Source organism: Rhizobium grahamii CCGE 502, from assembly GCF_000298315.2.
Classification (GTDB): Bacteria; Pseudomonadota; Alphaproteobacteria; order Rhizobiales; family Rhizobiaceae; genus Rhizobium; species Rhizobium grahamii.
In genome coordinates, this window is record NZ_AEYE02000015.1 from 82,888 (window position 1) to 109,257 (window position 26,370).

Consider the following 26,370-nt stretch of genomic DNA (forward strand, 5'->3'; position numbering starts at 1 on the left):
ATCATCGCCTCCAATCTCGAACGGCGGCTAACTGTGCCGATGGCTGGACGAACCGCCCGAGCGAGACGGAAAGCAGCTTCGCGACAAACAGCTGACAGACGAAAAGCGGAAGCACCGCACCCACCGGCCCACGCAGAAGAATGGGCAAGGACGCTGCGATGAAGAATTGCAGCACGCGAACTCCGAAGAACCTGTCCTGGTTGAACCGGATCATCGCTCCCAGCAGAAATGCACATGCGAAGCCGCCGAGCACGACGCCCACAAACCCGAAATCCATGTAGAAGTCGCAACCGAGAAAGAGGGAGAGGTTTGGCGTCCCGTACATGCCGGCGGCAAAGAGATCATTGCCGATATCAAGCCCGCCGACGATTGGTTTACCCGGCCAGACGGCGCGGGGAACGAAGAACAGTACGACAGCGGTCAGCTTTTCGCCCCACATGAGATCATGCGTCGACATGTAGCGGACGGAGTGGACAGCCATGTCAAATACATCGACGGAAGGAATGTCAAAGAAATTCCCGACAACCGAGACCTGCGACAGATCCTGCAATCCCTCTAGTCCTGAGCGTGTCGTTGTATTGAGGATCGGAAACAAGACGGTCAGCGCCAACAGGCAGCAAAGGTAAAACTTGGCGGCCGATAGCTTACCACCAGCAAGTGCCAGGAACACAGGCCCCCACACAGCCAGCAGGACGAAGCGTGGTGCATTGAACGGGTTTCTGGCGACCGCCAACAACACCAGAACGAGCAGCAGCATCAACACCGCGGTAAGCCTGCGCGGCGATAAGCGACAGTATGCTGCCACCATGCAAGCGCTCGCAGATTGAACCGCCAGAAATAGCATGCTCGCGATGAAGGGCTGCGAGCCATCCTGCTCCAAGCGCGATGAAAGTAGCCTTCCGAAGCCACCTTCGGACATGGCGAACAGGATGAACGCAACGACGTTGAGGAAGAGGATGAAAGATATGCCAGGTCGGACATCGGTCTCCACGGGCTTTTCATCGGATTGCATCGACACGAAGAGGAATGGGAAGACAAAGACAACGACGACCAGCATCGCCAGAGCATACTCGGCCGGATCGTAGGTGTAGGCCGTTATCGCAGTCGCGCCACCGATCCGGTCCCCATGAATTCGCTGCAACGGCGAGATCACAAAATAGATAAACAGACAGAACCAGAAAATGTCGCCGATCTGGAAATCGCGCGATCGCAGGCGCCACAAACCGACGATCACAATGGCGAACAGCGGCAAGGTCAGGCCGACCACGAAAAGACTGTCGGCAAAAGGGAAGTTGAACAGGTAGAGTGCCAGCACCGTTCCGAGCCTGATCATCACGTCCCTCGAGATGCCGGTAGACCACGACGAAAGAGCAGATACCAAAGGCAGAACGCGCCCGCGGCATGCGAGACTACCTCGGCAACTGCAAGCCCAGCAAGGCCAAGCCAGTAGCCAAGCGCGGCAGTTGCGACGAAACAGATCAGCATGGCGCCATTGGCCGACAAGGCGACCGCGCGGTAGTGCCCCAGTGCCTGCGCCGCCTGGGACAGCGTCGACACCAATGCACCGCTCAGTATCCCAAACGAGAAAAGGCTGACAACACCGGCCGCTGCCGCGATCGCGGCATGTGTCGATCCGACGATCAGCAAACCGGCTATCAAAAGGCCAGATGAACCAAATACCGAAAGCCAAGTGGCCAAGCGCTGATTGCCGAACGCGGTCCAAACCGGGCTGGCGCTCGTGGCAATCCCGTGTACGAGCAGAGGAAAGTGCGCTCGGCGGACAAATTCCAATACCTGCGAGCCCGCTGCCGTAATCTGCCGACCGTAGAGAAAGATTGCTGTCAGTCCCTGGCCAAAAAGCAGTGAGCAGATTATGAGCTGAAATCGAAACGACAGCTGCCCCGGCAGTACCGCAAGCAAGACCGACAATCCTTCGCGGACAAGATCCGCGCAGCGTCGCCATGTCGCCGATATTCTCCCAGGAGGGCGACCGACATGCCAAAGGGCCAACAACTGCATGGTGACGGCGATGCCGCATCCTATCGACAATGCCGCCCCGAGAATCAGACCGGACTGGTTAGCCGAAAGCCCGCTCGCAGGCAGCAGCGCTGCCCCCGAGCAGAAGTACGTCGCCATGCCGGTCACCCCGCTCAGTCCACTCAGTTTCAGCCCATCAAGGATGCCGCCGGCGTTGAAAGCCCAGAATACGAGGGCCGGAGTGGCCGCTGTCACGTAGGCACGGGCGAAGTCATCCTGCGCCCCCAGCGCGTACAACGAAGCAAGCGACGCGACCGTAATCGCGACACAGAACCGCACGATACTTGCGGACCAGAAGCAGTGTCGGATCTCCGCAGGGTCACCCTTGATGTCTGCAAAGGCAACTCTGCGGGCGACCGAGGTCACGGATCCAAAATCGACAATCATCAGCGCCAGAACAGCGAAGGAAAAACAGGTCCCGAAGCGCGCCAACAGCTCCAGCTCGCCCCGACTAACCAGCAGGGTCTGCACAAGAAAGACCGAGCCCTGCCCTATGCAGAAGCTCGCAATCAGCAGCGCAGCGTTGCCGGTTCCCTGCCACGACAGCCCCCTGTCGCCACGCGTCTTCGGCAGCCGAGCACCGATCGCGGTCATGCGGCCGCTCGGATCAACTGGCTCTCGATCCAGGCATAAGTTGCCTCCAAACCGGTGATGAGGCTTTGCGCTGGTCGCCAGCCCAGCTTCTGCTCGATCAAACGATTATCGGAGTTCCGACCGCGGACACCAAGCGGACCCGGGATGTGTCGCTTCTGAAGCCGCTTGCCGGCAATGGCGCAGACCATGTCGACGAGCTGATTGATGGTCACCATTTCGTCCGATCCGATGTTGACCGGTCCTTCGAAACCGGAGCGCATCAGGCGGATCGTTCCCTCCAGACATTCGTCTATGTAGAGGAAAGAGCGGGTCTGTAGGCCATCACCCCAGATCTCGATTTCGTCGCCATTCGAGGCGATTGCAACCTTGCGGCAGATTGCGGCTGGCGCTTTTTCCTTGCCGCCTTGCCAAGTGCCGGAAGGTCCGAAGACGTTGTGGTATCGCGCAACGCGGTTCTTCATTCCGTGGTTGCGGTTGTAGGCAAGAAAGAGGCGCTCGGAGATGAGTTTCTCCCACCCATATTCGCTGTCTGGCGCGGCGGGATAGGCCGATGACTCCGCGCAGTTGGGATTGTCCGGATCTTCCTGATTGTGCGCAGGATAGATGCAGGCCGAAGAGGAGTAGAAAATTCGCTCGACATTCTGACGGCGGCAAATTTCGGCGACATTCAGGTTGATGGTCGCAGAATTGTGGATGATGTCGGCGTCGTGCTCGCCGGTGAAGATATACCCAGCCCCGCCCATGTCAGCGGCCATCTGGTAGACCTCGTCGAAGCGACCGTCGATGACCCTCTCACAAATATCCTGCCGGCGAAGGTCACCCGCTATGAATTCGTCGGCTGCCGTCGCTTCATATTCCGGATACTTGAGATCGACGCCGCGAACCCAGAACCCCTCATGCTTCAACCGTCGGACAAGGTGGCTGCCGATGAAGCCTCCGGCACCACAGACAAGAGCAGTTTTCCCCAGCACCTTACGCCCCCCAGCGCTATTTTGCCTGCAACTCCATCAAGAACAGCCGTTCAAGAATTCCCTCAAATCGATCCGCGATCCCGTCGATCCCGAAACTTCTCTCGGCATACGCGCGACCATTTGCACCAAGCTTCGCCCGGACCTCCGCACGCTCAGCCAACTGACGAAAATTGGTCACGAAATCGGTGTGATTGCCGGGTTCTGAAACGAGCCCGGCTTCCTCCCGCTCGAGGATTCTTCGTGCGAGATTTCCCGCGGGGATGGCGGCGAGCACTGGCTTCCCCGAGCAGAGGTAGGTGAGTACCTTCGACGGCACCGAAAAGATGCCAGCATCGGCTTCGATCATGGCAATCAGTATGTCGGCGTCAGCCAACACCCGGGGCAGGTCCGAGAAGCGAACCCATGGCCGGACGACAAGATTGGTTATACCTTCGCTTTTTGCACGATGCGCGAGCTCGTCTGCTGCGCGGCCCTCGGAGAGGACGTCAATCGTCACGGGCAGCTCTTTCGCCGCAGAAAGAAGAACCTCGGGATTGTGCTTGTAACCCAACGTTCCCGCGTAAACGGCGTGTATCGTTCCATTTCCCGGCTTCGCTCGCCCTTGCGGGCTCAGATCATTCAGCGGCGCCCAATTTTCTATAACGGAAATATCGTGAGTTGAGACGCCGTTGTTGCAAAGAAACGGGATAAAGTCGTCCGTGATCGCGACGATTTGGTCGCTTCCTCTCAAGAGGTCGTATTCGAGCTTGCGGTAGCGCTTGGCAACAAGGCTGCCGAGCACCGGAAGTTTACGGGGCAGGATGCGGCCGATCGCTTCGCTATAGATATCCTGAAGCCAGAAAACGAATTTTGCTCCGATCGCCCGTGTCGCTTTGTAGATCACGGCTTGGGTATCCAGCGGGGCGTTGGAGGAAATAACGACCTCCGGCCGAAATTGCTGGATTTGGACTGCAACCAACCGTCCGGTTTCGATCTCTTGGGACCTGCGCCTGAGGAAGCTGTTCTTGTGAAAGACTCCGTCCAGATGAACACCCGCGATCTGTAAGCTCGTGGGATCATCCGAACGCTTCGTCAGGTCGCCCTTAGGTGTTTGAAAGCTCTCTGAATGGACGTGGAGAACCTGATGGCCGCGTTCTGCAAGACAGCGCGACAGCTGGACCTGAAAAGGGTGACCCGAGTAATCATGAATAAGTATACGTCGTCGGCAATTCATGTCTTTTCTCAGATGAAATGAATAAAAAGATGCCGCAAATTAACCGCCCCAGCAGAAATCCGCCGCCACTGCTGTATTCCAACCAGCCCCGCGCAGCCTGCTGCTCGGCTGAAATGTACTCCACCCACGCAGTTCTCAGGCACTTGCAAGAACATAATGCCCTCCGACCGCAAACCACTTGCGTTGATCCTGTCTGTTCAGCACAGCGATGATTGGCGCTGCATCTCTCGTATGGCCCCTTAGGGCGGTGACTGCCTTTCGCGCGGCCTTTTGAGGCGTAGTCGCCCATTGCACGACGAAGAGCACAGCGTCGCTCAGCCGCGCGAGATAGAGCGCATCAACAGCCGCCTCCATTGGAGGCGTGTCGACGATAATGTAGTCGAAGTGCTGGCGTGCTCGCTCTAGCAGCTTCCTGACCCGCGGCCCCATCAGAAGCTCATCCGTCGGAAATTCGGCGGGCCGTGCGCCGAGGATCACGGAGAGGTTGGTGGCGTGATCCGTCACCACCATGTTCGCGAGACCGGGATCAGGCTCGCCACGCAAAAGATTGACGAATGCCGATGTCGGCTCGCGATCGACGTGCCGATGGATGCTGGGTTTGCGAAGGTCGCAATCGACGAGCAGTGTGCGCTTTCCGGCCAATGCATAGGTACGTGCCAGGGAGGTCGCGAGCGTTGACCTTCCCTCTCCAGACAGCGCCGAGGCAACCATAACGACGACGCCTGTTTCGGTCTCAGGTTCGAGGAGCCCGGCATTTCGCAATAACGTCTGATCCAGCGACACGCGGATGCGTCGCAGTGATTCAGAGAAGAGCGAGAGCGGGGCTGACATGATTGTGTCGGAAAGGCCTCGCCCGTGCGGCTTTTCGACTTCGCCGCCAGCTTGATCCGGCGTAACGGAGGCGAGCGGAATGTTCAGTACTGCGCTTACCTGATCTTCACTCGTGAAGCCGCCGATAAAGAACTCCCGGAGCAAGGCGCCACCGATGCCCAGACCCAGCGCAAGAATGGCCACTATGGCGAACACGAGACCTTTTCTCGGATACGACGGCTCGATCGGAGCGAGCGCTGCGGAGACCACGCGGCTGTCGGCGACCTGGAGACTTGCCTGCGCTTCGAAGTCCTGCAATCGGGTTAAAAGGTTCTGATATTGCGTCCTTGCGACCTGCGCCGATTGCTGCAGCGCATAGTATTGCGTGACGATTTCCGAGGATACACCGCGCCCGTAGTTTGGCCCGCGCGCATCGGAAGCGGTTTCGCCAAATTGCGCGTCCGCGAGCCGCAACTGCTGCAGCGATCCGGCGGCTTGGAGATTGCCATGGGAGGTGACGAAGAGATCGAGATTTCGCTCATTCTGCGCAAGGACATCTCTAGCGGCCGTGACCTGATGCTCGAGAATCTTGCCGGCCGAGACCGTATTCGCGACTTTTGCCTCGACCTGTTTCTTGATGTAGACAGCCGTCACAAGATTTGCCAGCCGCGCCGCCTTCTCAGCATCCTTCGACGTCACACCGACGGTGATAAGATAGGTCAGACCTTCGCGGCGAACCCGGACCGCGTACCTGAAAGAGTCAAGAACGGCCCCAATCGCCTTGTCGCCCGACGACACCGTCCTCTTGAGGCCAACGACGGCCAGTAGCGGCTCCATGAAACCATTGGGTGTAAACTCCGGGTCGGAGAGGAGATTGCCGTCCCTTATGACGTCGAGCAGCACTGCATCGGATCGAACGATGCGAACCTCGCCCTCTACTCGAGAGTTGTCGGTCAGGCCGCTTGTGGCGGCGGTATTGGGGTCGAGAAGATTCTTTGAACTCGTATCGACAAGAACCAGCGACTGAGCGGTATACCGCGGCGTGAGAGAGAAGAGGACAGCAACACTCAGGAGGAAGATCGGCAGAGCCACCGCTAATATTGTACGGACTTGCCGGTGGGCTAGTCCGATCAGCATTCGAAGGTCTGCGACATCGTTCATGCGAATGCAAACCCTTAACCGATGCAGCCGAATACTCGCTCAGGTTTTATCGCGCAAACAATTACCACAGCAGGGACGCTTCACAACCACAGATAATCCTATTGGATTATCACCCCCTGCATTTGAATGAGGCCTGCCGGATGATCGAGAACCATCCGACAGGAGTTGCTTAACGATACGGCTCGAAGAACCTCTGAATGGCATCGATTTCGTTCTGCCTGATATCGTGCCCACCGGCATGCCATTCCGTCGTGGTGGAAGCATTCTGCGCCTCAAAATACTCCGCCAAGGCCCTCGTCACGGGCGCAGGACTGATCGGGTCGCGCTCGCCGGCAGTGATCAATACCTTTCGTCCGCCGAGCGCTGGATTTGCCTTCGGTTGAAACGGGATCAGCGGGTGCATCAGAACCGAAGCATTGAACAATCCCTTTTCGATCAGCACGTTGGCAAGGATATTTGCGCCGTTCGAGAAGCCAAGCCCGAGGACATCGGTCGCCTCATGTTCTTTCGCAAGCGTTGCGACAAAGGACGCCATCTTTTCCGTGGCTCGAGCAAGATCCGCCATATCGTAGACGCCCTCGCCGGTGCGCTTGAAAAAGCGTGCTGCGCCGAACTCTGAAACATCGCCCCGCGGCGATACGATCGTCGCTTCCGGCAACAAGCGTCGTCCAAAGTCAAAAAACTGGTTTTCGTCGCCGCCCGTTCCGTGCAGCACGACAAGAATGGGCTTTCCGGATGCACCGGCCTGGAGCCGGTGCACATAGCTGTTGTCGGTCATCGTGTGTCCCCTTATGCTTCCAACGGCTGCAGGTGCTGCTCGATAAGGGCGCGCATGTGCTGATGTTGCTGCGGCAGTTTCAGTGCTTCGCCGAGATGCGCCGTGTCCTCGTCACGGTTGAAGCCGGGTTCGTTGGTCGCAATCTCAAACAAGATGCCACCTGGGGTGCGGAAGTAGATCGCCCAGAAGTAGTCGCGATCGATGACAGGCGTAACCTGATATCCCGTATCCATCAGCGCCTTGCGCACTTCGAGCTGCTTCTCGCGGTTCTCCACGGCGAAAGCGACATGGTGCACCGAACCCGCGCCCGGCAGTGCCCGAGAGAGGTTCGGCATGGTTTCCAGGTCAACGAGATGGGCACCGTTTCCGCCGGGGATGGTCAGGCGCTTCACGCCGTCGCGCTCTTCCTGGACTTCGTAGCCCATGAATCTAAGCAGCTCGGACGTGGCGCCGTCATCGCGCAGTCGCATGGCAACCGAGTGAAACCCGCGGATCGCGTGGTCCTCGCTGATGCCGCCGTGCGTCCAGGGCAGACGATCGTCTTCCTTGACTTCAACCAGTGCAAAGCCGTCGCCATCGGGACCGCCAAAGTTCAGGCGCTTTTCGCCGAATGTTTCCTCGGTCTTCAGGCCGGTGACATTCAATTTGTTCAAACGATCGCTCCAGAAACCGAGCGAACCCTGGGGGACCGAGAAAACAGTGGTCCCGACCTCACCGGTTCCCGGACGTCCTTGCGGCATCTTCGGGAATGGGAAGTACGTCATGATCGTACCTGGTGCGCCGGTCTCGTCACCATAGTAGAGGTGATAGACGTCAGGCGCGTCGAAGTTCACGGTCTTCTTGACGCGACGCAGACCGAGCGCATTGGTGAAAAACTGGTTGTTGGTGCGGGCATCCTCCGCCATCGATGTGACGTGGTGCAGACCCTTGATTTGATCGAGCATTTGAGACCCCTTTCTTGCCCGCCTCGCGGGCTTCGGATGGGGTATAGATGATCGCTAAGGGTCGATCGGAATAGCCCCGACGACCAGAACGCATTGTCTCCTTTTAGTGAACGACAAAGCAAGCTCGTTCAGAAAGAGCCTACGGATGCGGAGCGGTAGGCAACTGCCAGTCGATCGGCGCCCGGCCGCGCGCCTGCAAGAAGGCATTAGCCTTGGAGAAATGGCCACAACCAAAGAAGCCGTTATGCGCGGAAAGCGGCGACGGATGCGGCGCCTTCAACACCAGATGACGCGACGTATCCACGAAGGCGGCCTTCCTTTGCGCATAGGAGCCCCAAAGCATGAAGACCACGGCATCGCATTCGTCGTTGACCTTGCGAATGACCGCGTCGGTGAAGCGCTCCCACCCCTTGCCCTGGTGCGAGGCAGCCTGAGCCTCCTCGACTGTCAGCACGCTGTTTAACAACAGCACGCCCTGCCGCGCCCAATGTTCCAGAAATCCATGCCGAGCCGGCTGAACTCCCAGGTCGCTCTGCATTTCCTTGTAAATATTGACGAGTGAGGGCGGAATTCGAACCCCCGGTCGAACGCTGAAGCAAAGGCCATGCGCTTGCCCGAGCCCATGATAAGGGTCCTGTCCGAGGATAACCACCTTGACGTCCGCCAGTGGCGTGAGGTCAAGAGCGCGGAAGTACTCCGACCCCTTCGGAAAGATCCGCTTGCCTCCCTGCTTCTGGGCGACGAGGAACGCCTTTAGCTGCTGCATGTAGGGGCTGGAGAATTCACCAGCGAGAGCGTTCTTCCAGCTCTCCTCCAGTGCGATCGATTGTTCATCCATGAGCAGTCCTTATCCGCTCGCACGCTTTCGGCTTGCCTCAAGGCGGGAATTGGCGGAGATTTTATTGTTCGCCGTCGGCAATATTTACAAATGCGGGGTAGATTGCGTTCAAATCGCAGGTGAATTCAAGCGCGTCGGGAATCTTTCAAGATGAAATTCGGAACAAGTGGACTTCGCGGCCTGTCTGCCGACCTCAAGGGTCGCGCTTCTGCCCTTTATGCCACCGCGTTCGGACGCTACCTGCTCGACAGCGGACTGGCGCGCGCGGGCGACGCCATCCTGATCGGCCGGGACTACAGAGATTCGAGTCCAGAAATCGCGGCCAACTGCACTGATGCCCTTGTCAGCCTCGGCTTCGATGTCCAGGACTGCGGCACAGTGCCGACGCCAGCCCTTGCGCTTTATGGTCTCCAGGAAAAGACCGCCTGTCTGATGGTGACGGGTTCACACATACCTGCTGATCGTAACGGCATCAAATTCTATCGACCGGACGGCGAGATCGACAAAGCAGACGAGGCGGCAATCACCGCTTTGGCAACAGAACTCGATCGTACCGGCTTTGCGTTTGCGCCCCGCGGCACACGTCCGCACGAGGTTTCGTCCGAATGCCTGGCGGCCTTCCGCGAACGGAATGCCAATATTCTTCCTGCGAGCGCGCTTGCTGGCCTCAAGGTCGGCGTCTACCAGCATAGCACGGTCGCCCGCGACCTGCTCGTGGATCTCTTGAAGCATTTCGGTGCGACTGCCGTGCCCTTCGGCCGGTCGGAAACATTCATTCCTGTCGACACCGAAGCCGTTTCCGAAGAAACGATTGCCAAACTGACGGATGCCGCCAGACAACATGGCCTCGACGCAATCGTCTCGGCTGATGGCGACGGGGATCGTCCGCTAGTGACGGACGAGACCGGCACCCCGCTGCGCGGTGACCTTCTCGGATTGATCGCCACAAACTTCCTCGGCGCGACATCGGTGGTTACCCCGGTTACGTCGAATTCGGGGATCGAAGCTGCCGGGAGCTTCAGCGTCATTCGCACCCGCGTCGGTTCCCCGTTTGTGATATCGGGCATGCAGGAGGCAATCGCATCGGGCCAGAACCATGTCGCGGGCTTCGAGGCAAATGGAGGCGTGCTGACCGCGAGCGACTTCGACATCAACGGCCACACGCTGCGCGCGCTTCCGACGCGCGATTGCTTCGTGCCCATCTTGGCGACGCTCTTTCTTGCAGCATCCAGACGGCAGCCGCTTTCGGTCATCGCTGCTTCCTACCGGCTGCCATTTGCCATGGCTGACCGTCTCGAAGACTTTCCGGTTGAGACAAGTGCCCGTCTGATGGCGCATCTCCGTTCCGGGTCCTCCAACCTCGCGGCGTTTCTGGAGCCGATCGGCAAAGTCGACAGCGTCAGCGATATCGACGGGCTGCGTGTCACGCTAAAGGACCGGCGCATCATTCATTTCCGTCCCTCCGGCAATGCTCCGGAAATGCGCTGCTACGTTGAAGCGGAAGGCGAAGCCGCCGCCGCGGCGTTGCTCGGTGCCGGACTGCAACGCATCCGCTGGTGGGCCAAGACGAACTGATCGACCAAGCAAGAGATAGTCAAGGATATTAGAGATGACCAAAAAGATCGTTCCAGTGATCATGGCAGGCGGCAAAGGTACTCGGCTTTGGCCACTATCACGCGCTGCCGCGCCGAAGCAGTTCATCCGTTTCGTTGGCGACAAGACACTTTTTCAGGAAACGCTGCGGCGCGTATCCGATCCTGCGCTCTACGAAGCGCCCGTCGTTCTTACCAACGAAGAATTCCGCTTTCTCGTCGCCGAGCAAGCGCGTGAGCTGGACATCGACCTCGCCGCCATCCTGCTCGAACCGGTTGCCCGCAATACCGCCGCTGCGGTCGCCGCCGCTGCCACGCTGGTACGCGACCGTTTTGACGAGGACACCGTTATGCACGTGCTCGGCTCCGACTACGAAATCGTTGCCGACGACACCTATTTTGGCTGTGTCAACATTGCTGCCGCCACGGCGGCCGAGGGAAAGCTGGCAACTTTCGGAATACAGCCGACCGAGCCGGCAACGGGCTACGGCTACATCGAGGGTGGGGAGCAGCTTCCTTCGGGTGCTCGGGTGGTGGCGCGTTTCATCGAAAAGCCGCCACTCGCCAATGCAGAAGAAATGCTCGCCGCTGGCGGTTTCTATTGGAATTCCGGCATGTTCATGTTTTCGGTTTCGCGTCTGCTCGCCGAAATGCGCACCTACGCTGCGCCGGTGTTGAAGGCAGCAGCCGACTCGCTCGCAAAGAGCGTCAGAGATCTCGACTTCATCCGCCTCGACAAGGCAGCGTTCTCCGCTGCCCCGAACATCTCGATCGACTACGCGATCATGGAGAAGACGAGCAACGCAGCCGTCGTCCCTTCGCCTTTCAAGTGGTCCGATCTCGGCAGCTGGGATTCCGTCTGGAAGAGCGGTAGCCGCGACGAATATGGCAATGTGGCAGCCGGCAATACGACGGTCGTCAACACCAAGAACTCGCTGATCATGACACATGGTGTACACCTCGCCGTCCAGGGCATGGACGATATCGCTGTCATCGCCAGCGAGGACGCCGTGTATGTCGGCCGACTGCAGGACAGCCAGGACGTCGGGAACCTTGTGAAGATGCTCGCCGCCGCCCCCACGACATCGCAGCTGACCGAGACCCACCCCACCTCCTACCGGCCCTGGGGCGGCTATACCTCAGTGCTGAACGGCGACCGCTTCCAGGTGAAGCGCATCTTCGTCACGCCGGGCAAGAAACTGTCGCTACAGAAGCACCACCACCGCTCCGAGCATTGGATCGTCGTAAAGGGCACGGCCGAGGTGACCATCGGCGAGAACGTGCAGATGCTGAGAGAGAACGAATCCGTCTACATCCCGCTCGGCGAAATCCATCGCTTGGCCAACCCAGGCAAGATCATGCTCGAACTGATCGAAGTGCAGACCGGATCCTATCTCGGCGAAGACGATATCATCCGTATCGTCGACGAGTTCGGCCGCAGCTGATCACTGTTGTCTTGAACTTATAAACTTCCCCCTGTAACACCATCGCGGCTCCGCCAACCGGCCGGGCCGCGATCGCTGTCTCAGGGAATGAATCCATGCGTATTGTGATGATTGGCTCGGGCTATGTCGGCCTTGTCTCCGGTGCCTGCCTTGCCGATTTCGGCCATCATGTCACATGCGTCGACAAGTCAGCCGCGAAGATCGACGCGCTGGAAGCCGGCCAAGTCCCTATCTTTGAACCCGGTCTCGATGCCATTATCGAGCATAACCGGACCTCCGGTCGCCTGGACTTTTCCAAGGATCTGGCGTCTCCGGTTGCCGAGGCGGATGTCGTCTTCATCGCCGTCGGAACGCCCTCGCGCCGCGGCGATGGCCACGCCGACCTGAGCTATGTCTATGCGGCGGCCCGCGAGATCGCGGCAGCCGTTTCCGGGTTTACCGTTATCGTCACCAAGTCCACTGTTCCTGTCGGCACCGGTGATGAAATCGAGCGCATTTTCCGCGACGAGTTCCCGGAGAAGGATATTGCGGTCGTCTCCAACCCCGAATTCCTGCGCGAGGGCGCGGCGATCACGGACTTCAAGCGCCCGGATCGCATCGTCATCGGCACTGAAGAGCCGCGCGCCGTGGAAGTCATGCGTGAGGTCTATCGCCCGCTCTACCTCAACGAAGCGCCGCTTTATTTCTGCGAACGCCGCACCTCTGAGCTCATCAAGTACGCCGCCAACGCCTTCCTCGCGATGAAGATCACCTTCATCAACGAGATCGCTGACCTTTGCGAGCAGCTCGGCGCCGATGTGCAGAAGGTCGCCAAGGGCATCGGGATGGACAAGCGAATCGGCGACAAGTTTCTGCATGCCGGCCCCGGCTACGGCGGCTCATGCTTCCCCAAGGATACGCTGGCACTGGTCAAGACCGCACAGGATCACGACAGCCCGGTTCGCCTGATCGAAACCACGGTCGCAATCAATGACAACCGCAAGCGCGCCATGGGCCGCAAGGTCATCGCAGCCTGCGACGGCAATGTTCGGGGCAAGAAGATCGCCATCCTCGGCCTGACCTTCAAGCCGAATACCGACGACATGCGTGACGCACCGTCGATCACCATCATCCAGGCGCTGCTGGACGGTGGCGCCAAGGTTCACGCCTTCGACCCGGAAGGCATGGAGATGGCGAAGGAAGTCATCGGCCCGATCACCTACGGCAAGGACCCATACGACATTGCCGACGGTGCCGACGCCATCGTCATCGTCACGGAATGGGACGAGTTCCGGGCGCTCGATTTCAAGCGGCTGAAGTCTATGGTGAGAACCCCTGTTGTCGTCGACCTGCGCAACGTCTACCCGGTCGCCGAAGTGACCAAGCATGGCTTCAGCTACTTTGCAGTCGGAAAGAAGAACGAGAAGAAGTAGATGCGTTACTTCATCACCGGCACCGCAGGCTTCATCGGTTTTCATCTCGCCCGCCGCCTGCTGCAGGAAGGCCACGAAGTCATCGGCTTCGATGGCATGACGCACTACTATAACATCAAGCTCAAGCACATGCGCAATGCCGCCCTGGCGCAGTTTCCTGCCTTCCGCCCGGTGACGGCGATGCTGGAAGACCGCAAAGCCCTGGAAGGTGCCGTCGTAGACGCAAGGCCCGATGTGCTGGTCCATCTCGCAGCACAGGCCGGTGTGCGCTACAGCCTGGAAAACCCGCGCGCTTACCTGACATCAAATCTGGAAGGCTCCTGGAACATCCTGGAGATTGCCAAGGATGTCGGTGTCAGCCATCTGATGCTGGCATCGACCTCGTCCATCTATGGCGCCAATCCGACCGTTCCATTTCGCGAGACAGACCGTGCGGATGAACCGCTGACCTTCTACGCAGCGACGAAAAAATCGATGGAATTGATGGCGCACAGCTATGCCCATCTCCACAAGATCCCGACGACCGCCTTCCGCTTTTTCACTGTCTACGGCCCCTGGGGACGTCCCGACATGGCCCTCTTCAAGTTCGTGAAGAACATGCTGGAAGACCAGCCGATCGAGATCTACGGCGAAGGCAGGATGAGCCGCGACTTCACCTATATCGATGATCTCGTGGAGGCGATCCTCCGGCTCTCTTCCGTCGCTCCCTCGGAAGCCAATCGCGTGGCAGACGAACGGATGGAGACGCTCTCACATCAGGCGCCGTTCCGCGTCGTCAACATCGGCGGCGGTCAGCCCGAAAACCTGATGACCTTTGTCGAGACCGTCGAAAGGGCACTCGGCCAACCGGCCAAGCGCAAGATGCTGCCGATGCAGAAGGGTGACGTGCCGCGCACCTTTGCCAGCCCCGACCTGTTGCTGGCGCTGACCGGCTACAAGCCTGAGACAACACTGGATGTCGGCGTCAAGGCTTTCGTCGACTGGTATCTGGAAGCACGCGGCGAGCTCGAGCCGTAGACCTACCGTCCGTCTACCGGCGGAGGTTGGCGGCCAGCGCCTCCTTTTTCGATGCGAAAATCCCATCGATCTCGGACGCCGGCAGCGGATGGCCGAGCGCGAAGCCTTGCAACGTGTGACAGCCGAGCTTGGCGAGCGTCACGGCATGATTTTCAGTCTCGACGCCTTCCGCAATCACGTCGACGCCGAGTGCCTTGCCGATTTCGACGATCGACTTGACGACGCGGCGTTGCTCGGACGAAGTATCCACCTCGCTGACCAGCTGCCGATCGATCTTCAGCCGGGCCGGTCGCAGCCGCACGAGGCCGATCAGCGACGCGTGGCCCGAGCCGAAATCATCGATCTCGATTTCGATACCCATTTGCTTGATGCGATCGACAGCCTGCAGCAGTTCATCGTCGCAATCATCCAGAAAGATCGTCTCGACGAGCTCGAAAACCAAAGCCCCTTCCGGTACCTCCAGCGTTTCGAGATCCTTTATCAATTGGGGATCATAGAGGCGCTGTCCCGAAATATTGACCGAAATCCGTGGCAGGGTCGTGCCGTGCTGCTCCCAGGTCCGACGGTCCGCGAGCACACGTCGCAGGATCGAAGCATCGATTTCGGAGGACAAGCCGAACTCGTCGGCGATTTTCAGAAATATGCCGGGAGAGAGAGTGCCGCGTTCGCTATGATGCCAACGCGCCAATGCCTCGATGCCGACGATCTCCCGGGTGTTGGCATCGAGCTGCGGTTGGTAGAATGGAATGATGTCGCCCTGTTCCAGCGCGAGCTTCAACTCTTCGGCAAGACGCCGCTTGCCCATCAGATCGTCTTTGAGCTGCTGCGAGAAGAACTCGATGCGGTCGCGCCCTGATGTTTTTGCCTGATAGAGCGCGATGTCCGACTCTGCGAGGAGATTGGAGCCTGAGCGATCCGACGACCATGAAATGCCGATTGAAACTGCGGATTGCAACATCTCGTGGCCGAAGCGAATCTTCTTCTTCAGGCGCCGCTGCACTTCGCGCGCCATCCGGTTTAGTTCCGTCAACCCGCCGAAATTGACGAGCAGGATGACGAATTCATCTCCGCCGATACGCGCCGCCATGGCCGCCTTCGGAATAGCAGTCTCGATCCGCAAGGCTGCGGCGCGCAACACGGTGTCGCCCGCGACATGGCCATGACTGTCGTTAATCTGCTTGAACTCATCGAGGTCGAGATGCAGGACGGCAAGCGTGGAGACCGAGGCATCCTCCGCCAGTTCCGCCAGACGCTTGTCGAAAAGACGGCGGTTGGGAAGACCCGTCAGGTAGTCGTGTTCCGCTGCATGTTCGATGCGTGCATTGCTCTCCTCTAGGGCCAACGCACGCGCCTCGGCGACGGTGCGCTGACGAGCAGCCTCCTTCGCGAGTAGGACGTCTCCAGTAACGTCCCATTCGGCACCGATGAAGAATGGGGATCCTTCCTCGTTCACATAGAAATGGGCTCGCGAGCGGATGTGTCGTATCTCACCGTTCGGCCAGACGATCCGGAACTCTGAATTATATAGACCACGCCTCGCAGTCGCTTCCTCGAATTCCAGTTCGGCACGCTCGCGATCATCGGGGTGAATTGCATCCGACCAGACTGCCGTCGGGACCTGACCACTGCCTCGGCCGGTCTGATACAACCGGTGCATCTGGACGTCCCACGCGATCTCATTCTGAGCTAGGTTGTGCTCCCACACACCGATCTGGGACGCATCGAGCGCAAGCTCAAGGCGCCGCAAGATGTCCTGGAACTCTCGTTCGGACCGTGTGGGACTGCTCGATGCCAATGCCGTTCAAGCCTCATGCAGCTTTGAGTAACAGTAGGGTATCGGTCCTCGTGCGAGGAATCTCATTATGCGGGCAGAACCAACCTTTTGGCGAGAGATTAATTAGGATGCACTAAAAATCCATCAACAATTGTAGCGGCACTCGATCTTGGCAGAGATCCAGCAGGTTAGGCAATTCAGCCTTTTGAGGAACGGAAATTCTTTTCTTCGAGCTGCAACAGCAGGCCGCTATGATCGGTTTCGCCGCCGCCACGTCCGACGAACTCCGCAAACTCTGCACGCACCGCTTGCGTCAACGGCAGGGCTAGAGCGAGACTCTCGGCTGTCGCGACTATGTTGTTCAGATCCTTGAGTTGCAGTTTGGAGGGACCTGCTGTTCCAAAATCGCGATCAACCATTCGCTGACCGTGAACATCCAGGATTCGGCTTTCGGCAAAACCGCCCCGGATCGCGCGGCGGAATGCCTCGCGCGACCCGCCCCCCGCCTCGACGAGCAACATAGCCTCGGCAACGGCGCCGATCGTTATGGCAACGATCTGCTGGTTCCCAAGCTTCGCGAGCTGCCCGCAACCGCTCGGTCCAACGTGCGTAACGCGGCCAAGCGGCGCGAAGACGTCCGCCAGCTCTTCAATCAATTTGGCGTCGCCGCCTGCCATGATCGCAAGCGTACCGGCTGCCGCGCCGACCACACCGCCCGACACCGGCGCATCGAGATGTGCAATGCCACGCTCGGCGAGTTTTGAGGAATGCTCTCGCGCCGCATCCGGGGCAATGGAACTGGAGTCGATGACGACCGCGCCGGTATCGAGCGCCTCTGCGGCGCCTTGCTTGAACAATACGTCCTCTACTGCCGTTCCGTCAGTGAGCATCGTGAAAACCACCGATGCTCCCTCGACCGCAGCAGCTGGCGTATCGGCAACCACTGCACCGTCCCCGGCAAGCTCCTGCGCCTTGGCATGATTGCGATTCCAGACCGTGACGGCAAAGCCGGCGTGGAGCAGGCGGCGAGCCATCGGTGCGCCCATCAGCCCTGTCCCCAGAAATGCGATGCTGCGCGATTTGATGGTCGTCATAGCCGTCCTCCCAGTTCATCCTCTATATGCACGCGAACAATGTCGTCGAAAGAAGCATCGGCGACGAAACCCAACTTTCTCGCGCGCTCGGCCTCGAATGCCTGCGGCCACCCGGACACGATCTTCATGACCAGCTCATCGGGTTCGCGCCGGATCAGACTGACGGCCTTCTCTCCTGCGATCTTGCGCAACGCCTCAATCTGCTCCCCGACCGTCGCACTTACGCCTGGCATCGTCAGGCTGCGGCGGGCGCCAAGTGGCTCGAGATCGATACTGGCGGCATGGATGAGAAAGCCGACGGCCGAACGGGGCGACGCGTGCCAATGGCGAACGGTTTCCGGCACCGGCAGGATTGCCTCCTGCCCGGCCAGTGGTTCGCGCACGATGCCGGAGAAGAAGCCGGAGGCAGCTTTATTCGGTTTACCGGGACGGACGCAGATCGTCGGCAAACGGATGCCGATGCCGTCGATGAAGCCCCGGCGCGTATAATCTGCCAGGAGCAATTCGCCCATCGCCTTCTGCGTGCCATAGCTCGTCAACGGTGTGAGATTGAAATCGTCAGGGATCACCTGGGGCAATGGTGCGCCGAAGACCGCGATGGACGAGGTGAAAACGACGCAGGGTCGATAGCCGTCCTGAAGATGTGCCGCCCGGATCGCTTCAAGAAGTGCACGCGTGCCTTCGAGATTGATGCCGTAACCTTTCTCGAAATCCAGCTCGGCCTCGCCAGACACGATCGCGGCGAGATGAAACACCACATCCGGTCGCGAGGCGATAATTCGCGCCGCTTGCCCCGGAGCAGAAACGTCTATCGCGCTGGTCTCGACACGTCCGCCGAACCCTTGAGGGACGGCGGGCATGACGACATCAACAAGAGATAGCCGATTGATCGACTGGCCTGCTAACCGGCCGTCCGCGACAAGCCGCGCAGTCAACTTTCGACCGATCATTCCCGCTGCGCCGATAATCGCAATATGCATTGGCCGCCTCCGTCAAACGTTGCAGCGTGCGACTCCCCTCGCCCCTGCATGCCCTTCGAGACATAGCCCTATGGCCGGCCAATGAAAACAGGAAAGGCGGCGCAATGCTCCGCGTTGAACGGCGTTTTATGTACTCTTCCGCGCACCCGTGGATAGGCGCATACTCCGTCATCGCAACCGCTCGGCCGGGAGTAGGTCGAACGACGCCGCACGGCGCTCTGCTGCGAGCATGCCCATCGCGTCGAGGGACGCACTCAGACAAATCGAGATCATGTCGGAAGGAGGAACCCATGAATACGACAGACGATTCAGCGAATACAAACGCAAAAGTTCCTGAGGGCATTAGCCGGCGTCAGGTCTTGCTCGGCGGCACAGCTCTGGTGGCAGCCACGACTGCGCTCTCGACGACGCAGAGCGTCGGAACCGCGTCGGCGCAGCAGGCCAGTGGCAAGCCGAATATCCTCGTCATCTTCGGCGACGATATCGGTTATTGGAACATAAGCGCCTACAACCGTGGCATGATGGGCTATCGCACACCCAACATCGATCGCATCGCCAAGGAGGGTGCGATCTTCACCGACCTCTATGCCCAACAATCCTGCACAGCCGGACGCGCCGCCTTCATCACCGGGCAGAGCGGCCTCCGCACCGGCCTGCTCAAGGTCGGCCTGCCCGGCGCCAAGGAAGGACTATCCGAGAAGGACCCGACGCTTGCTGAGTTGCTCAAGCCGCAGGGCTACGCCACCGGCCAGTTCGGCAAGAACCATCTTGGGGACCGCAACGAGTTTCTGCCGACTGTACACGGCTTCGACGAGTTCTTCGGCAATCTCTACCACCTCAACGCCGAGGATGAACCGGAAAACCCCGACTATCCGAAGGATCCGGCATTCTTCGCAAAGTTCGGGCCGCGTGGCGTGCTTAAGAGTGTCGCGACTGACACCGACGATCCCACCGAGGACCCACGCTTTGGAAAGGTCGGCAAGCAGAAGATTGAGAACACCGGCCCACTCGACACCAAGCGCATGGAAACCGTCGACGAGGAATTCCTCGGCGCTGCGATGAGCTTCATCGATAAGAATGCCAAGGCCAACAAACCGTTCTTCTGCTGGTTCAACACGACCCGCATGCACATCTTCACCCACCTCAAGGCGGCGTCGAAAGGCAAGACCGGCCTGGGAGTCGAGGCTGACGGAATGGTCGAGCTCGACGGCTATATCGGCCAGCTTCTCAAACAACTCGACGACCTCGGCATCGCCGACAACACCATCGTCCTGTGGACCACCGATAACGGCGCCGAAGTCTTCGGTTGGCCCGACGGCGGCACGACGCCATTCCGCGGGGAGAAGAACACAAACTGGGAAGGTGGCTACCGAGTTCCCGGCATGATCCGCTGGCCCGGGGTTGTCAAACCGGGCACCGAGATCAACGACATCGTGTCGCATGAGGACTGGGTCCCCACGCTGGTGGCGGCGGCCGGCGAGCCGGGCGTCAAGGAGAAACTGCTGACCGGTTATGACGCGGCGGGCAAGACGTTCAAGGTCCATCTCGACGGCTACGACCAGCACGATCTGCTGGCCGGCACCGGCCCCGGCCCGCGTCAGGAGTTTTACTATTGGACCGATGAAGGCAATCTAGCCGCCTTGCGCTACGACCGGTGGAAGCTCGTCTTCCTGGAACAGCGAGCGGAAGGTCTGGATGTCTGGCAGGACCCACTGGTGCCGCTTCGCCTTCCCAAACTGTTCGATCTTCGCGCCGACCCTTTCGAGATGGCTGACCGCGACTCGGGCGAATACATCAAGTGGCGTGCCGAACGCCTGTTCGCACTTGGCCCGGCACAGGCGTTCGTTGCTCAGCACCTGCAAACCTATGCCGACTTCCCGCCGCGACAGAAGCCTGGCAGCTTCTCGCTCGACCAAGTGCTGGCAAAACTGAAGGAGTCCGGCGGCTAGGCAAGAACTGAAAACGGTTGAGGGCGGGCGGTCAGCTGACTGCTGGCGAATATTAGCCAGAAGCAGGAAAGGCGGAGCAATGCTCCGCTTTTTTGTGATTGCAGACCGTTGCAGACCGTAGCTAAGCTACTGCATTTTCTACGTTTTCTACGAGATGCCACTCTTACATTGTCGTAGTCAATCGCATATAATTGCATCTCGAAGGTGCAAGTAAAGGTGCAAGCGAAATGGCGCGAACTACGAACAAGCTCTCCGCGACGGGGGTTAAGAACGAAACCCGACCCGGCCGTCACGGGGACGGCGGCGGCCTCGCCTTACAGATTTCCGAGAGCGGTAGCCGGTCATGGATTTTCATGTGGAAGGAGAGCGGGAAGCGTACCGTCATGGGGCTCGGCGCTTATCCTGCCGTATCCCTTGCGGATGCACGCGACAAGGCAGAGGGGTGTCGCAAGCAGATTGCTAGGGGGCTCAATCCACTGGTCGAGAGCCGGAGGGAAGGCGCTCCGACGTTTGCCGTGGCCGTCGAATGCTACCTTGATGCGCAGAGGCTCGCCGTATGGCGCAATGGCAAGCACAAGGCACAGTGGAAGATGACGCTCGGCAAAGCCTACTGCTCTGCAATCCTTGACAAGAAGGTAGACGAGATTGGGACTACTGAAGTGCTTAAGGTGTTGAAGCCGGTGTGGACGACGAAGGCTGAAACTGCCTCGCGTCTACGAGGACGCATCGAGCGCGTTCTCGCCTTTGCTGAAGGAAAGGGCTGGCGGCCGGAAGGCAAGAACCCGGCGCAATGGAAGAATGGGCTGGACGCCATCCTGCCGAAGCGACAAAAGCTGACGACGCGCGCCCGTCACCATCGCGCAATGCCCTATGAGGATGTACCCGCCTTTATCGAGAAGTTGCGTCTGTCGCCCGGCATTGCCCCGCTAGCGCTTGAGTTTCTTATCCTTACTGCGGCCCGCAGCGGCGAGGCCTTGGGGGCTCGATGGGAGGAAATCGACTTCGAAAGAAGACTATGGACAGTCCCCGCGGAGCGCATGAAAGCAGGCGAACGGCACGAGGTGCCACTGTCACCACTGCTTCTAGGCATAGGTCACCTCCATTGAAACGGGCAACCTTTCAAATACTACCTTCTGCAAACAAAAGCAGTGAACCGAAATCGCCGAATTGAGTTCACTGCCGGAGGCATCGGTAAACATACTCCTTGCTGATGTTGTACCAATCAGCGACCTCAGCGACGGCCGCGTCCGTATTCAGTCGCTGTGCCTTGAATGTCTCCACCGCTGCGATAATCTGCTCGACGATGTAAGGGACAGCCACTGCTCCCGGCCTGCGTTGACCGACACGCGCCTTCAGTGAAGGATGCGCGCTTGTCGCCGAAGCCGCCCCGGCACGGCTCGTGTATCAGCTTGCCGACAACGGAGAGGCTTGTGTAAGCGCCATCCCTATAAGCGATATGGGCCATGCCACGATTGCGGTCTCTCCGTGCCTTCCCGCGAACAGAAACCGAAGAGAGGAAGCTGACGACTATCCCGCCATCGTCGCCCAGTTAAACCCGAACTGGCGAGTTATCGAGTGCCACGATGCAATCCAGTGGATATTGCAACGTCGTGCCGGAATGAGGCACGGACAGCCGCGATGGGACGGACGGCGCTACTGCCGAACCCGGCAAGGGCTGATGCGGAATGTCCGTGAGTTGGCGGGCGAATGTGACGCCATCGCGCTCGCCACCTTGACTGGCCTTCCGAGTTGGACGGAGGGGCGGCAATGAAAAACCGACCTTCCATAGCATTCCGTCTTGACCACGATGGACCGGTCAAAAAGCTCAAGGGTGTCGTTCGCTCTCAAATTTCCATTTTGGAGGACTTTGATGGGCAAGGGCCAAGATAAACGAGGGCGCCAAAGAGGGGAGCCCCGCCATCTGCGGCTCTATCACTCCATGCTCAAGTGCTCCGCCTGGAATTCGCTGTCCGCCGTGGAGCGGTGCACCTACATCGCCCTCGCAGAACGATACAACGGTAGCAACAACGGCTTTATATGCTTTTCTGCGCGTGAAGGGGCCGAAGCCTTGAAGGTCTCCAAGAACACCATTTCACGAGCCTTATCGGTGCTCGCAGAACGAGGCTTTATCGAAGTCGCGGAGCCGGGAAGCTTTCACGTTAAAGTGCGTCACGCGACCGAGTATCGACTGACGGCGTATGCTTGTGACAGGGCCAACCGATTGCCGTCGAAAGCGTTTATGCAATGGCGTCCGGTCGGTACGAACGGAAAAAATACGGTGTCACTACAGACCTCCACGGTACCTGTGATGACACCGTTGAGTTGAATACTAACGCAAAATCGGCCTCACGGGGCCATGAGAGAGACCGTGGAGCCTCAAATCGGCGCAGTCACGGTCTCACCACAGGTACACATATAGTTTACCATGTGAGGGTGTTGTTGAGATGAGCGCCACCAATGCCACCGCTACAGAACCAACGTCATGAACTTTTTTCCCAAGCGATTGCCCGTGGACAGCCGGTTTATCGGGCCTATGGCGACATCTATGGCGCTGAGGGCCACGCCGCAGAGGCAAACGGGTGCCGATTGATGAAAAATGATAGGGTGAGCGACAGGGTCGGCGAATTGAAGGGGCAGGCGGCAAAACGCACCGAAAAAACCGTCGCCTCGTTGGTCGCTGACCTCGATGAGGTCATTGAATTTGCTAGAGAATGCAAGAACCCGGCGGCGATGGTCGCCGCTATTGCACAGCAGGCACGGCTGCTCGGTCTGGAAGCACCGAGACAGCTTGAAGTCATGCACAAGCCTGCACCGCTGCCGACAAGGGTGTTGGAATTAACCGAGCAGGAGTGGACGGCGCAATTCGCGAGCGGGCTTGGACCAAGACCCTCGTTGACAGAACTGAGCAAGCGGAAGGCGGCGACAGAATGAACTGCCGCATTCTACGGAAATCTGAGGGCAGTAACGTCAAGTTGCTCGGGTAATAATTCGACGGGTGACCCGTCATCTTTGTACACTTCCAACTCATGAAGTTTGCCGTCCACTATATGCAGTAGAACGTTGACGGCCGGTCGGAAATCAACGCCGCTTTTGTCGAAATAGTAGCCTTCCGTTGGAACGCGGAACGCTACCGCTGCTGGCGGGCCCGAGACCCGAAACTGCAGACTGCCCTCCTTGTCAATCGCAGACACGCGAGCCGTCTCCAACTGGAGGCGCAGTGCTTCGCATCCGGCAAACTCTCTCGACAATAACTTCTCGACCAGCCGACGTTCGTTCGGTGTCAAAGGTCGCCATGCACGAGACATTTCTCCTCCCGTCTTCCTCTGATGTCGTCGCTTGGCCCATCCTAAAGTGAACGGTAAGCGCGAACCATAAGAGTTACTGCGGCGAGCGCTTTCCCGAACATCATTCCGAGAAACGGCGGTATGGCGACCACGAGTAACTGGCCAATGAACAGTCGCTGAGGTGGAAAGGGAAGTGGTAGGCCGAGCCACGCGCGGGCAATCGCGAAAACGGTATAACCACCCATCGCCGCGAACAGGAAAATCACTCCAGTTGAAATTTTGAAGAGATGTTCGAAATCTCCCGACATGCCCCGCCGTTGTAAGAACGCGTCAAGGGCGGCGATGTTTTCGGATAAACGCGTGTTGTAAAGGCCGACAATTCCGGCAAGCGCTAGGCCGACATAGGCAATGAACCGGTTTGCTTCGGCATCATCGAGTTGTGCAAAGCGAATGCCGAAAATCATGGCTACGCCGACTGAGATAATGGCTAGAGAATAGTTCTCTCTTCTTCGTATGGTTTGTTCGACGGGTGACATAGTGAGCCTCAACTTTTGAGGCTAATTATCCGCACCATGTGTGAATGGTTGTGCCAACAAGCTTGCTCAACATACCGTTAACGACCGCTTTCGTGGAGCCGCCTGCCCAGCGAGCGTCGATTTCTCTCGCATTCATTTGAGCATCGCTGTATCAATTGCTGAAGGAAAAGATACAGAAAACAGGATGGATGCTTTGGTTGCCAAGGGAAACATAAAGGCCGTGGCGTACCTCCGGACCTCCAGCGCGGCAAATGTCGGGCAGGACAAGGACAGCGAACGGCGGCAGCGCGAGGCAATTGACGACTTCGCGCAATCAGCCGGTTATGAGATTGTTGACAGCTACTACGACGCCGCTGTTTCCGGTGCCGATGCGGTGACTGAAAGGCCGGGTTTCTCCGCGATGCTGGAGAGGCTGCTTTCCAATGGCGTGCGCACAATCCTTGTCGAGACAGCCAGCCGCTTCGCACGCGACCTCATCGTGCAGGAAACCGGGCATGAGATGCTGAAGGCGCGCGGCATAAACCTCATTGCCGCTGATAGCCCCGACAGCTTCGTTGCCGATACGCCGACCGCACGGCTAATCCGGCAAGTTCTCGGTGCCGTTTCCGAATTCGAAAAAGCGATGCTGGTCGAGAAGTTGCGTGGTGCCCGTGAACGAAAGCGCCGCGAGACCGGCAAGAAGGTCGGAGGCCGGAAGAACTATGCCGAGCTTGAGGGCGGGGTGGACATGGTTGCACTGGCGAAGAAACTGCATCGCTACCCCGTCAATGGTAAGCGCCGCTCGCTCAACGATGTCGCTGATGCCCTTGCGAAGGCAGGCTATTTTTCGAGCAACGGCACCCGCTTCACAAGGGCAGCCGTCTCCCGCATGCTCGACCGCAAGTCCGAAGGAAAAGTATAGGTGGACGACAAACGAGACCGGCCCACCCTCGGGGGACTTTCGGCGGGCGGGGTGGGGTGGCAAAAAGGGTCCCCCTGTTCACACCAACATCAGCGTCTGAAACCAAGGCGGAGCTCTCGGTGCAATAATCCTGTGGGAGATGCCGCCGCCGCTGCGCCCATGCGTTGACTTGCCCTAGGGGCTCGCTGAGGTTGTACGTCGGAAGGTTGGGGCACTGTGAAAAACTTGATAGCAGCCGTAGGCGTCGCCTGCATCCTGAGTGCATGTACAACGACGGATAAATTGCCGCCGCCGAATGCGTTGAATGTCTCGATGCCCGTCGAAACGAAAGTAAACGGCAACAGGAAGTTGGCGAGTTCCATACGCGCATTAACGATGAAAAACGTGGCAGAGAGTACCCTGCGGCGGGGCTATACACATTTCCGCCTTGAGGACGTCTTGACATCAAGCTCGCCGCTTGGCGTGAACGCAACCTTTCGCGCGAACGTGCGCCTGTTCCACGCAAACGATGCGGGCGCCAAGGGCGCTTTCAATGCCGCCGAAGTGCTGAAGAACAATGGCAAGGTTTGACGGCTGGGCGTGGGCGCTTGGCTATCGAGGGACGGGACGGCGCTGCTTGCTGGGCTCGAACGCACTCTTTGGGAAGGTCCGATGAACCGTCTTCGCTCAATCTATCTAGTCGTTCTCGGCGCTGCCGTGGCCTGTATGGCCTCCGGGGCCGTGTCGGCATTTGCAGGTCCGCTGCCTGCTGGCAAACTACTGAATTCAGCCGCCGCGCTGCTCGGTTTGGCCTCGGTCCTGCAACTGCGGGTCTCGGGCTGGTTTGATTTTGTGATGGAAGAATATGGAGACCAAGAAAAATACCCATTCGGGCCTCCAAGCCATATCACTCGGCAGATAATAGAAACCGATGACCCCAATCAGCCGATAGTGCGGGAAGCCCGGAACATTCTATTTGTCGAGGCGGAGACAGGGTTCAAGCTCGGTGTAGCCAGTCTGGTCGTGGCACTCGCTGCCGCATGGTTCTAATGCAAATAATT

25 protein-coding genes are annotated in these 26,370 nt (G+C 58.8%); 11 read left to right on the top strand and 14 right to left on the bottom strand.

Annotated features, from left to right (window positions below):
• Window position 1: 1 nt before the first annotated feature.
• From RGCCGE502_RS14650 to ung, 8 genes are all read right to left on the bottom strand, one after another.
• Window positions 2–1,333, bottom strand: a complete 1,332-nt coding sequence (locus RGCCGE502_RS14650) for a hypothetical protein (RefSeq protein ID WP_016554948.1) — start codon at window positions 1,331–1,333, stop codon at window positions 2–4.
• On the bottom strand, window positions 1,333–2,631 hold the full coding sequence (locus tag RGCCGE502_RS14655) for a polysaccharide biosynthesis protein (protein ID WP_016554949.1): 1,299 nt from the start codon (window positions 2,629–2,631) through the stop codon (window positions 1,333–1,335). The genes RGCCGE502_RS14650 and RGCCGE502_RS14655 overlap by 1 nt, the downstream gene beginning before the upstream one ends.
• A complete protein-coding gene (locus tag RGCCGE502_RS14660) occupies window positions 2,628–3,602 on the bottom strand; it encodes an NAD-dependent epimerase/dehydratase family protein (RefSeq protein ID WP_016554950.1) in 975 nt (324 codons plus the stop codon). Before RGCCGE502_RS14660 ends, RGCCGE502_RS14655 begins: the two co-directional genes overlap by 4 nt.
• Before the next feature lie 16 nt (window positions 3,603–3,618).
• On the bottom strand, window positions 3,619–4,815 hold the full coding sequence (locus tag RGCCGE502_RS14665) for a glycosyltransferase family 4 protein (RefSeq protein ID WP_071224917.1): 1,197 nt from the start codon (window positions 4,813–4,815) through the stop codon (window positions 3,619–3,621).
• Between the two features lie 135 nt (window positions 4,816–4,950).
• The gene (locus RGCCGE502_RS14670; RefSeq protein ID WP_141652330.1) at window positions 4,951–6,786 is read right to left on the bottom strand and encodes a GNVR domain-containing protein; all 1,836 of its coding nucleotides are present in this window, start codon (window positions 6,784–6,786) and stop codon (window positions 4,951–4,953) included.
• 169 nt (window positions 6,787–6,955) lie between these two features.
• Window positions 6,956–7,564, bottom strand: coding sequence for an alpha/beta hydrolase (locus RGCCGE502_RS14675; protein ID WP_016554953.1), 609 nt, complete (start codon window positions 7,562–7,564; stop codon window positions 6,956–6,958).
• 11 nt (window positions 7,565–7,575) lie between these two features.
• On the bottom strand, window positions 7,576–8,508 hold the full coding sequence (locus RGCCGE502_RS14680; protein ID WP_016554954.1) for a VOC family protein: 933 nt from the start codon (window positions 8,506–8,508) through the stop codon (window positions 7,576–7,578).
• Between the two features lie 139 nt (window positions 8,509–8,647).
• Window positions 8,648–9,346: a uracil-DNA glycosylase gene (gene ung / locus RGCCGE502_RS14685; RefSeq protein ID WP_016554955.1), complete on the bottom strand. Its 699-nt coding sequence runs from the start codon at window positions 9,344–9,346 to the stop codon at window positions 8,648–8,650.
• A gap of 150 nt (window positions 9,347–9,496) precedes the next feature.
• Between ung and RGCCGE502_RS14690 the strand changes: the two genes are divergently transcribed.
• The 4 genes from RGCCGE502_RS14690 (at window position 9,497) to RGCCGE502_RS14705 (ending at window position 14,812) form a co-directional block, all read left to right on the top strand.
• Window positions 9,497–10,921 (top strand): phosphomannomutase, encoded by a 1,425-nt coding sequence (locus tag RGCCGE502_RS14690; protein ID WP_016554956.1) that lies wholly within the window; start codon window positions 9,497–9,499, stop codon window positions 10,919–10,921.
• A gap of 34 nt (window positions 10,922–10,955) precedes the next feature.
• A complete protein-coding gene (locus tag RGCCGE502_RS14695) occupies window positions 10,956–12,383 on the top strand; it encodes a mannose-1-phosphate guanylyltransferase/mannose-6-phosphate isomerase (RefSeq protein ID WP_016554957.1) in 1,428 nt (475 codons plus the stop codon).
• Window positions 12,384–12,478: 95 nt separating this feature from the next.
• Window positions 12,479–13,795: a UDP-glucose dehydrogenase family protein gene (locus RGCCGE502_RS14700; protein WP_016554958.1), complete on the top strand. Its 1,317-nt coding sequence runs from the start codon at window positions 12,479–12,481 to the stop codon at window positions 13,793–13,795.
• The gene (locus RGCCGE502_RS14705) at window positions 13,796–14,812 is read left to right on the top strand and encodes an NAD-dependent epimerase (protein WP_016554959.1); all 1,017 of its coding nucleotides are present in this window, start codon (window positions 13,796–13,798) and stop codon (window positions 14,810–14,812) included. It begins immediately after the preceding gene.
• A 13-nt stretch (window positions 14,813–14,825) separates the two neighbouring features.
• On the opposite strand, the gene RGCCGE502_RS14710 is transcribed toward RGCCGE502_RS14705, so the two are convergent.
• From RGCCGE502_RS14710 to denD, 3 genes are all read right to left on the bottom strand, one after another.
• Window positions 14,826–16,607, bottom strand: a complete 1,782-nt coding sequence (locus RGCCGE502_RS14710) for a putative bifunctional diguanylate cyclase/phosphodiesterase (protein ID WP_040674630.1) — start codon at window positions 16,605–16,607, stop codon at window positions 14,826–14,828.
• Between the two features lie 176 nt (window positions 16,608–16,783).
• Entirely contained in the window at window positions 16,784–17,680 is an 897-nt protein-coding gene (locus tag RGCCGE502_RS14715; RefSeq protein WP_016554961.1) for an NAD(P)-dependent oxidoreductase, read from the bottom strand.
• Window positions 17,677–18,660 carry a D-erythronate dehydrogenase gene (denD, locus tag RGCCGE502_RS14720; RefSeq protein WP_016554962.1) on the bottom strand — a complete coding sequence of 328 codons (984 nt, stop codon included), beginning with the start codon at window positions 18,658–18,660 and terminating at the stop codon, window positions 17,677–17,679. Before denD ends, RGCCGE502_RS14715 begins: the two co-directional genes overlap by 4 nt.
• A gap of 290 nt (window positions 18,661–18,950) precedes the next feature.
• Between denD and RGCCGE502_RS14725 the strand changes: the two genes are divergently transcribed.
• Window positions 18,951–20,609, top strand: coding sequence for an arylsulfatase (locus RGCCGE502_RS14725; protein WP_016554963.1), 1,659 nt, complete (start codon window positions 18,951–18,953; stop codon window positions 20,607–20,609).
• Between the two features lie 227 nt (window positions 20,610–20,836).
• Entirely contained in the window at window positions 20,837–21,715 is an 879-nt protein-coding gene (locus RGCCGE502_RS14730) for a tyrosine-type recombinase/integrase (RefSeq protein WP_016554964.1), read from the top strand.
• Between the two features lie 67 nt (window positions 21,716–21,782).
• Here the strand turns inward: RGCCGE502_RS14730 and RGCCGE502_RS37260 are convergent, their stop codons facing one another.
• Complete coding sequence (locus tag RGCCGE502_RS37260) at window positions 21,783–21,929, bottom strand: hypothetical protein (RefSeq protein WP_019279977.1); 147 nt, start codon at window positions 21,927–21,929, stop codon at window positions 21,783–21,785.
• 550 nt (window positions 21,930–22,479) lie between these two features.
• On the opposite strand from RGCCGE502_RS37260, the gene RGCCGE502_RS14740 reads away from it, so the two are divergent.
• Together RGCCGE502_RS14740 and RGCCGE502_RS14745 are read left to right on the top strand one after the other, a co-directional pair.
• Window positions 22,480–22,935: a helix-turn-helix domain-containing protein gene (locus tag RGCCGE502_RS14740; RefSeq protein WP_016554965.1), complete on the top strand. Its 456-nt coding sequence runs from the start codon at window positions 22,480–22,482 to the stop codon at window positions 22,933–22,935.
• Window positions 22,936–23,195: 260 nt separating this feature from the next.
• Entirely contained in the window at window positions 23,196–23,540 is a 345-nt protein-coding gene (locus RGCCGE502_RS14745) for a Terminase small subunit (protein ID WP_141652332.1), read from the top strand.
• Window positions 23,541–23,551: 11 nt separating this feature from the next.
• Here the strand turns inward: RGCCGE502_RS14745 and RGCCGE502_RS39185 are convergent, their stop codons facing one another.
• Together RGCCGE502_RS39185 and RGCCGE502_RS14755 are read right to left on the bottom strand one after the other, a co-directional pair.
• Window positions 23,552–23,914 carry a DUF6984 family protein gene (locus RGCCGE502_RS39185; protein WP_016554967.1) on the bottom strand — a complete coding sequence of 121 codons (363 nt, stop codon included), beginning with the start codon at window positions 23,912–23,914 and terminating at the stop codon, window positions 23,552–23,554.
• A 41-nt stretch (window positions 23,915–23,955) separates the two neighbouring features.
• Window positions 23,956–24,429, bottom strand: a complete 474-nt coding sequence (locus RGCCGE502_RS14755; RefSeq protein ID WP_141652333.1) for a hypothetical protein — start codon at window positions 24,427–24,429, stop codon at window positions 23,956–23,958.
• Between the two features lie 184 nt (window positions 24,430–24,613).
• Here RGCCGE502_RS14755 and RGCCGE502_RS14760 point away from each other — a divergent pair, with 184 nt between their 5' ends.
• From RGCCGE502_RS14760 to RGCCGE502_RS14770, 3 genes are all read left to right on the top strand, one after another.
• Complete coding sequence (locus tag RGCCGE502_RS14760; protein ID WP_016554969.1) at window positions 24,614–25,330, top strand: recombinase family protein; 717 nt, start codon at window positions 24,614–24,616, stop codon at window positions 25,328–25,330.
• 312 nt (window positions 25,331–25,642) lie between these two features.
• Window positions 25,643–25,900, top strand: a complete 258-nt coding sequence (locus tag RGCCGE502_RS35300) for a hypothetical protein (protein WP_244441702.1) — start codon at window positions 25,643–25,645, stop codon at window positions 25,898–25,900.
• An 81-nt stretch (window positions 25,901–25,981) separates the two neighbouring features.
• Entirely contained in the window at window positions 25,982–26,359 is a 378-nt protein-coding gene (locus RGCCGE502_RS14770; protein ID WP_016554971.1) for a hypothetical protein, read from the top strand.
• Window positions 26,360–26,370: the final 11 nt, after the last annotated feature.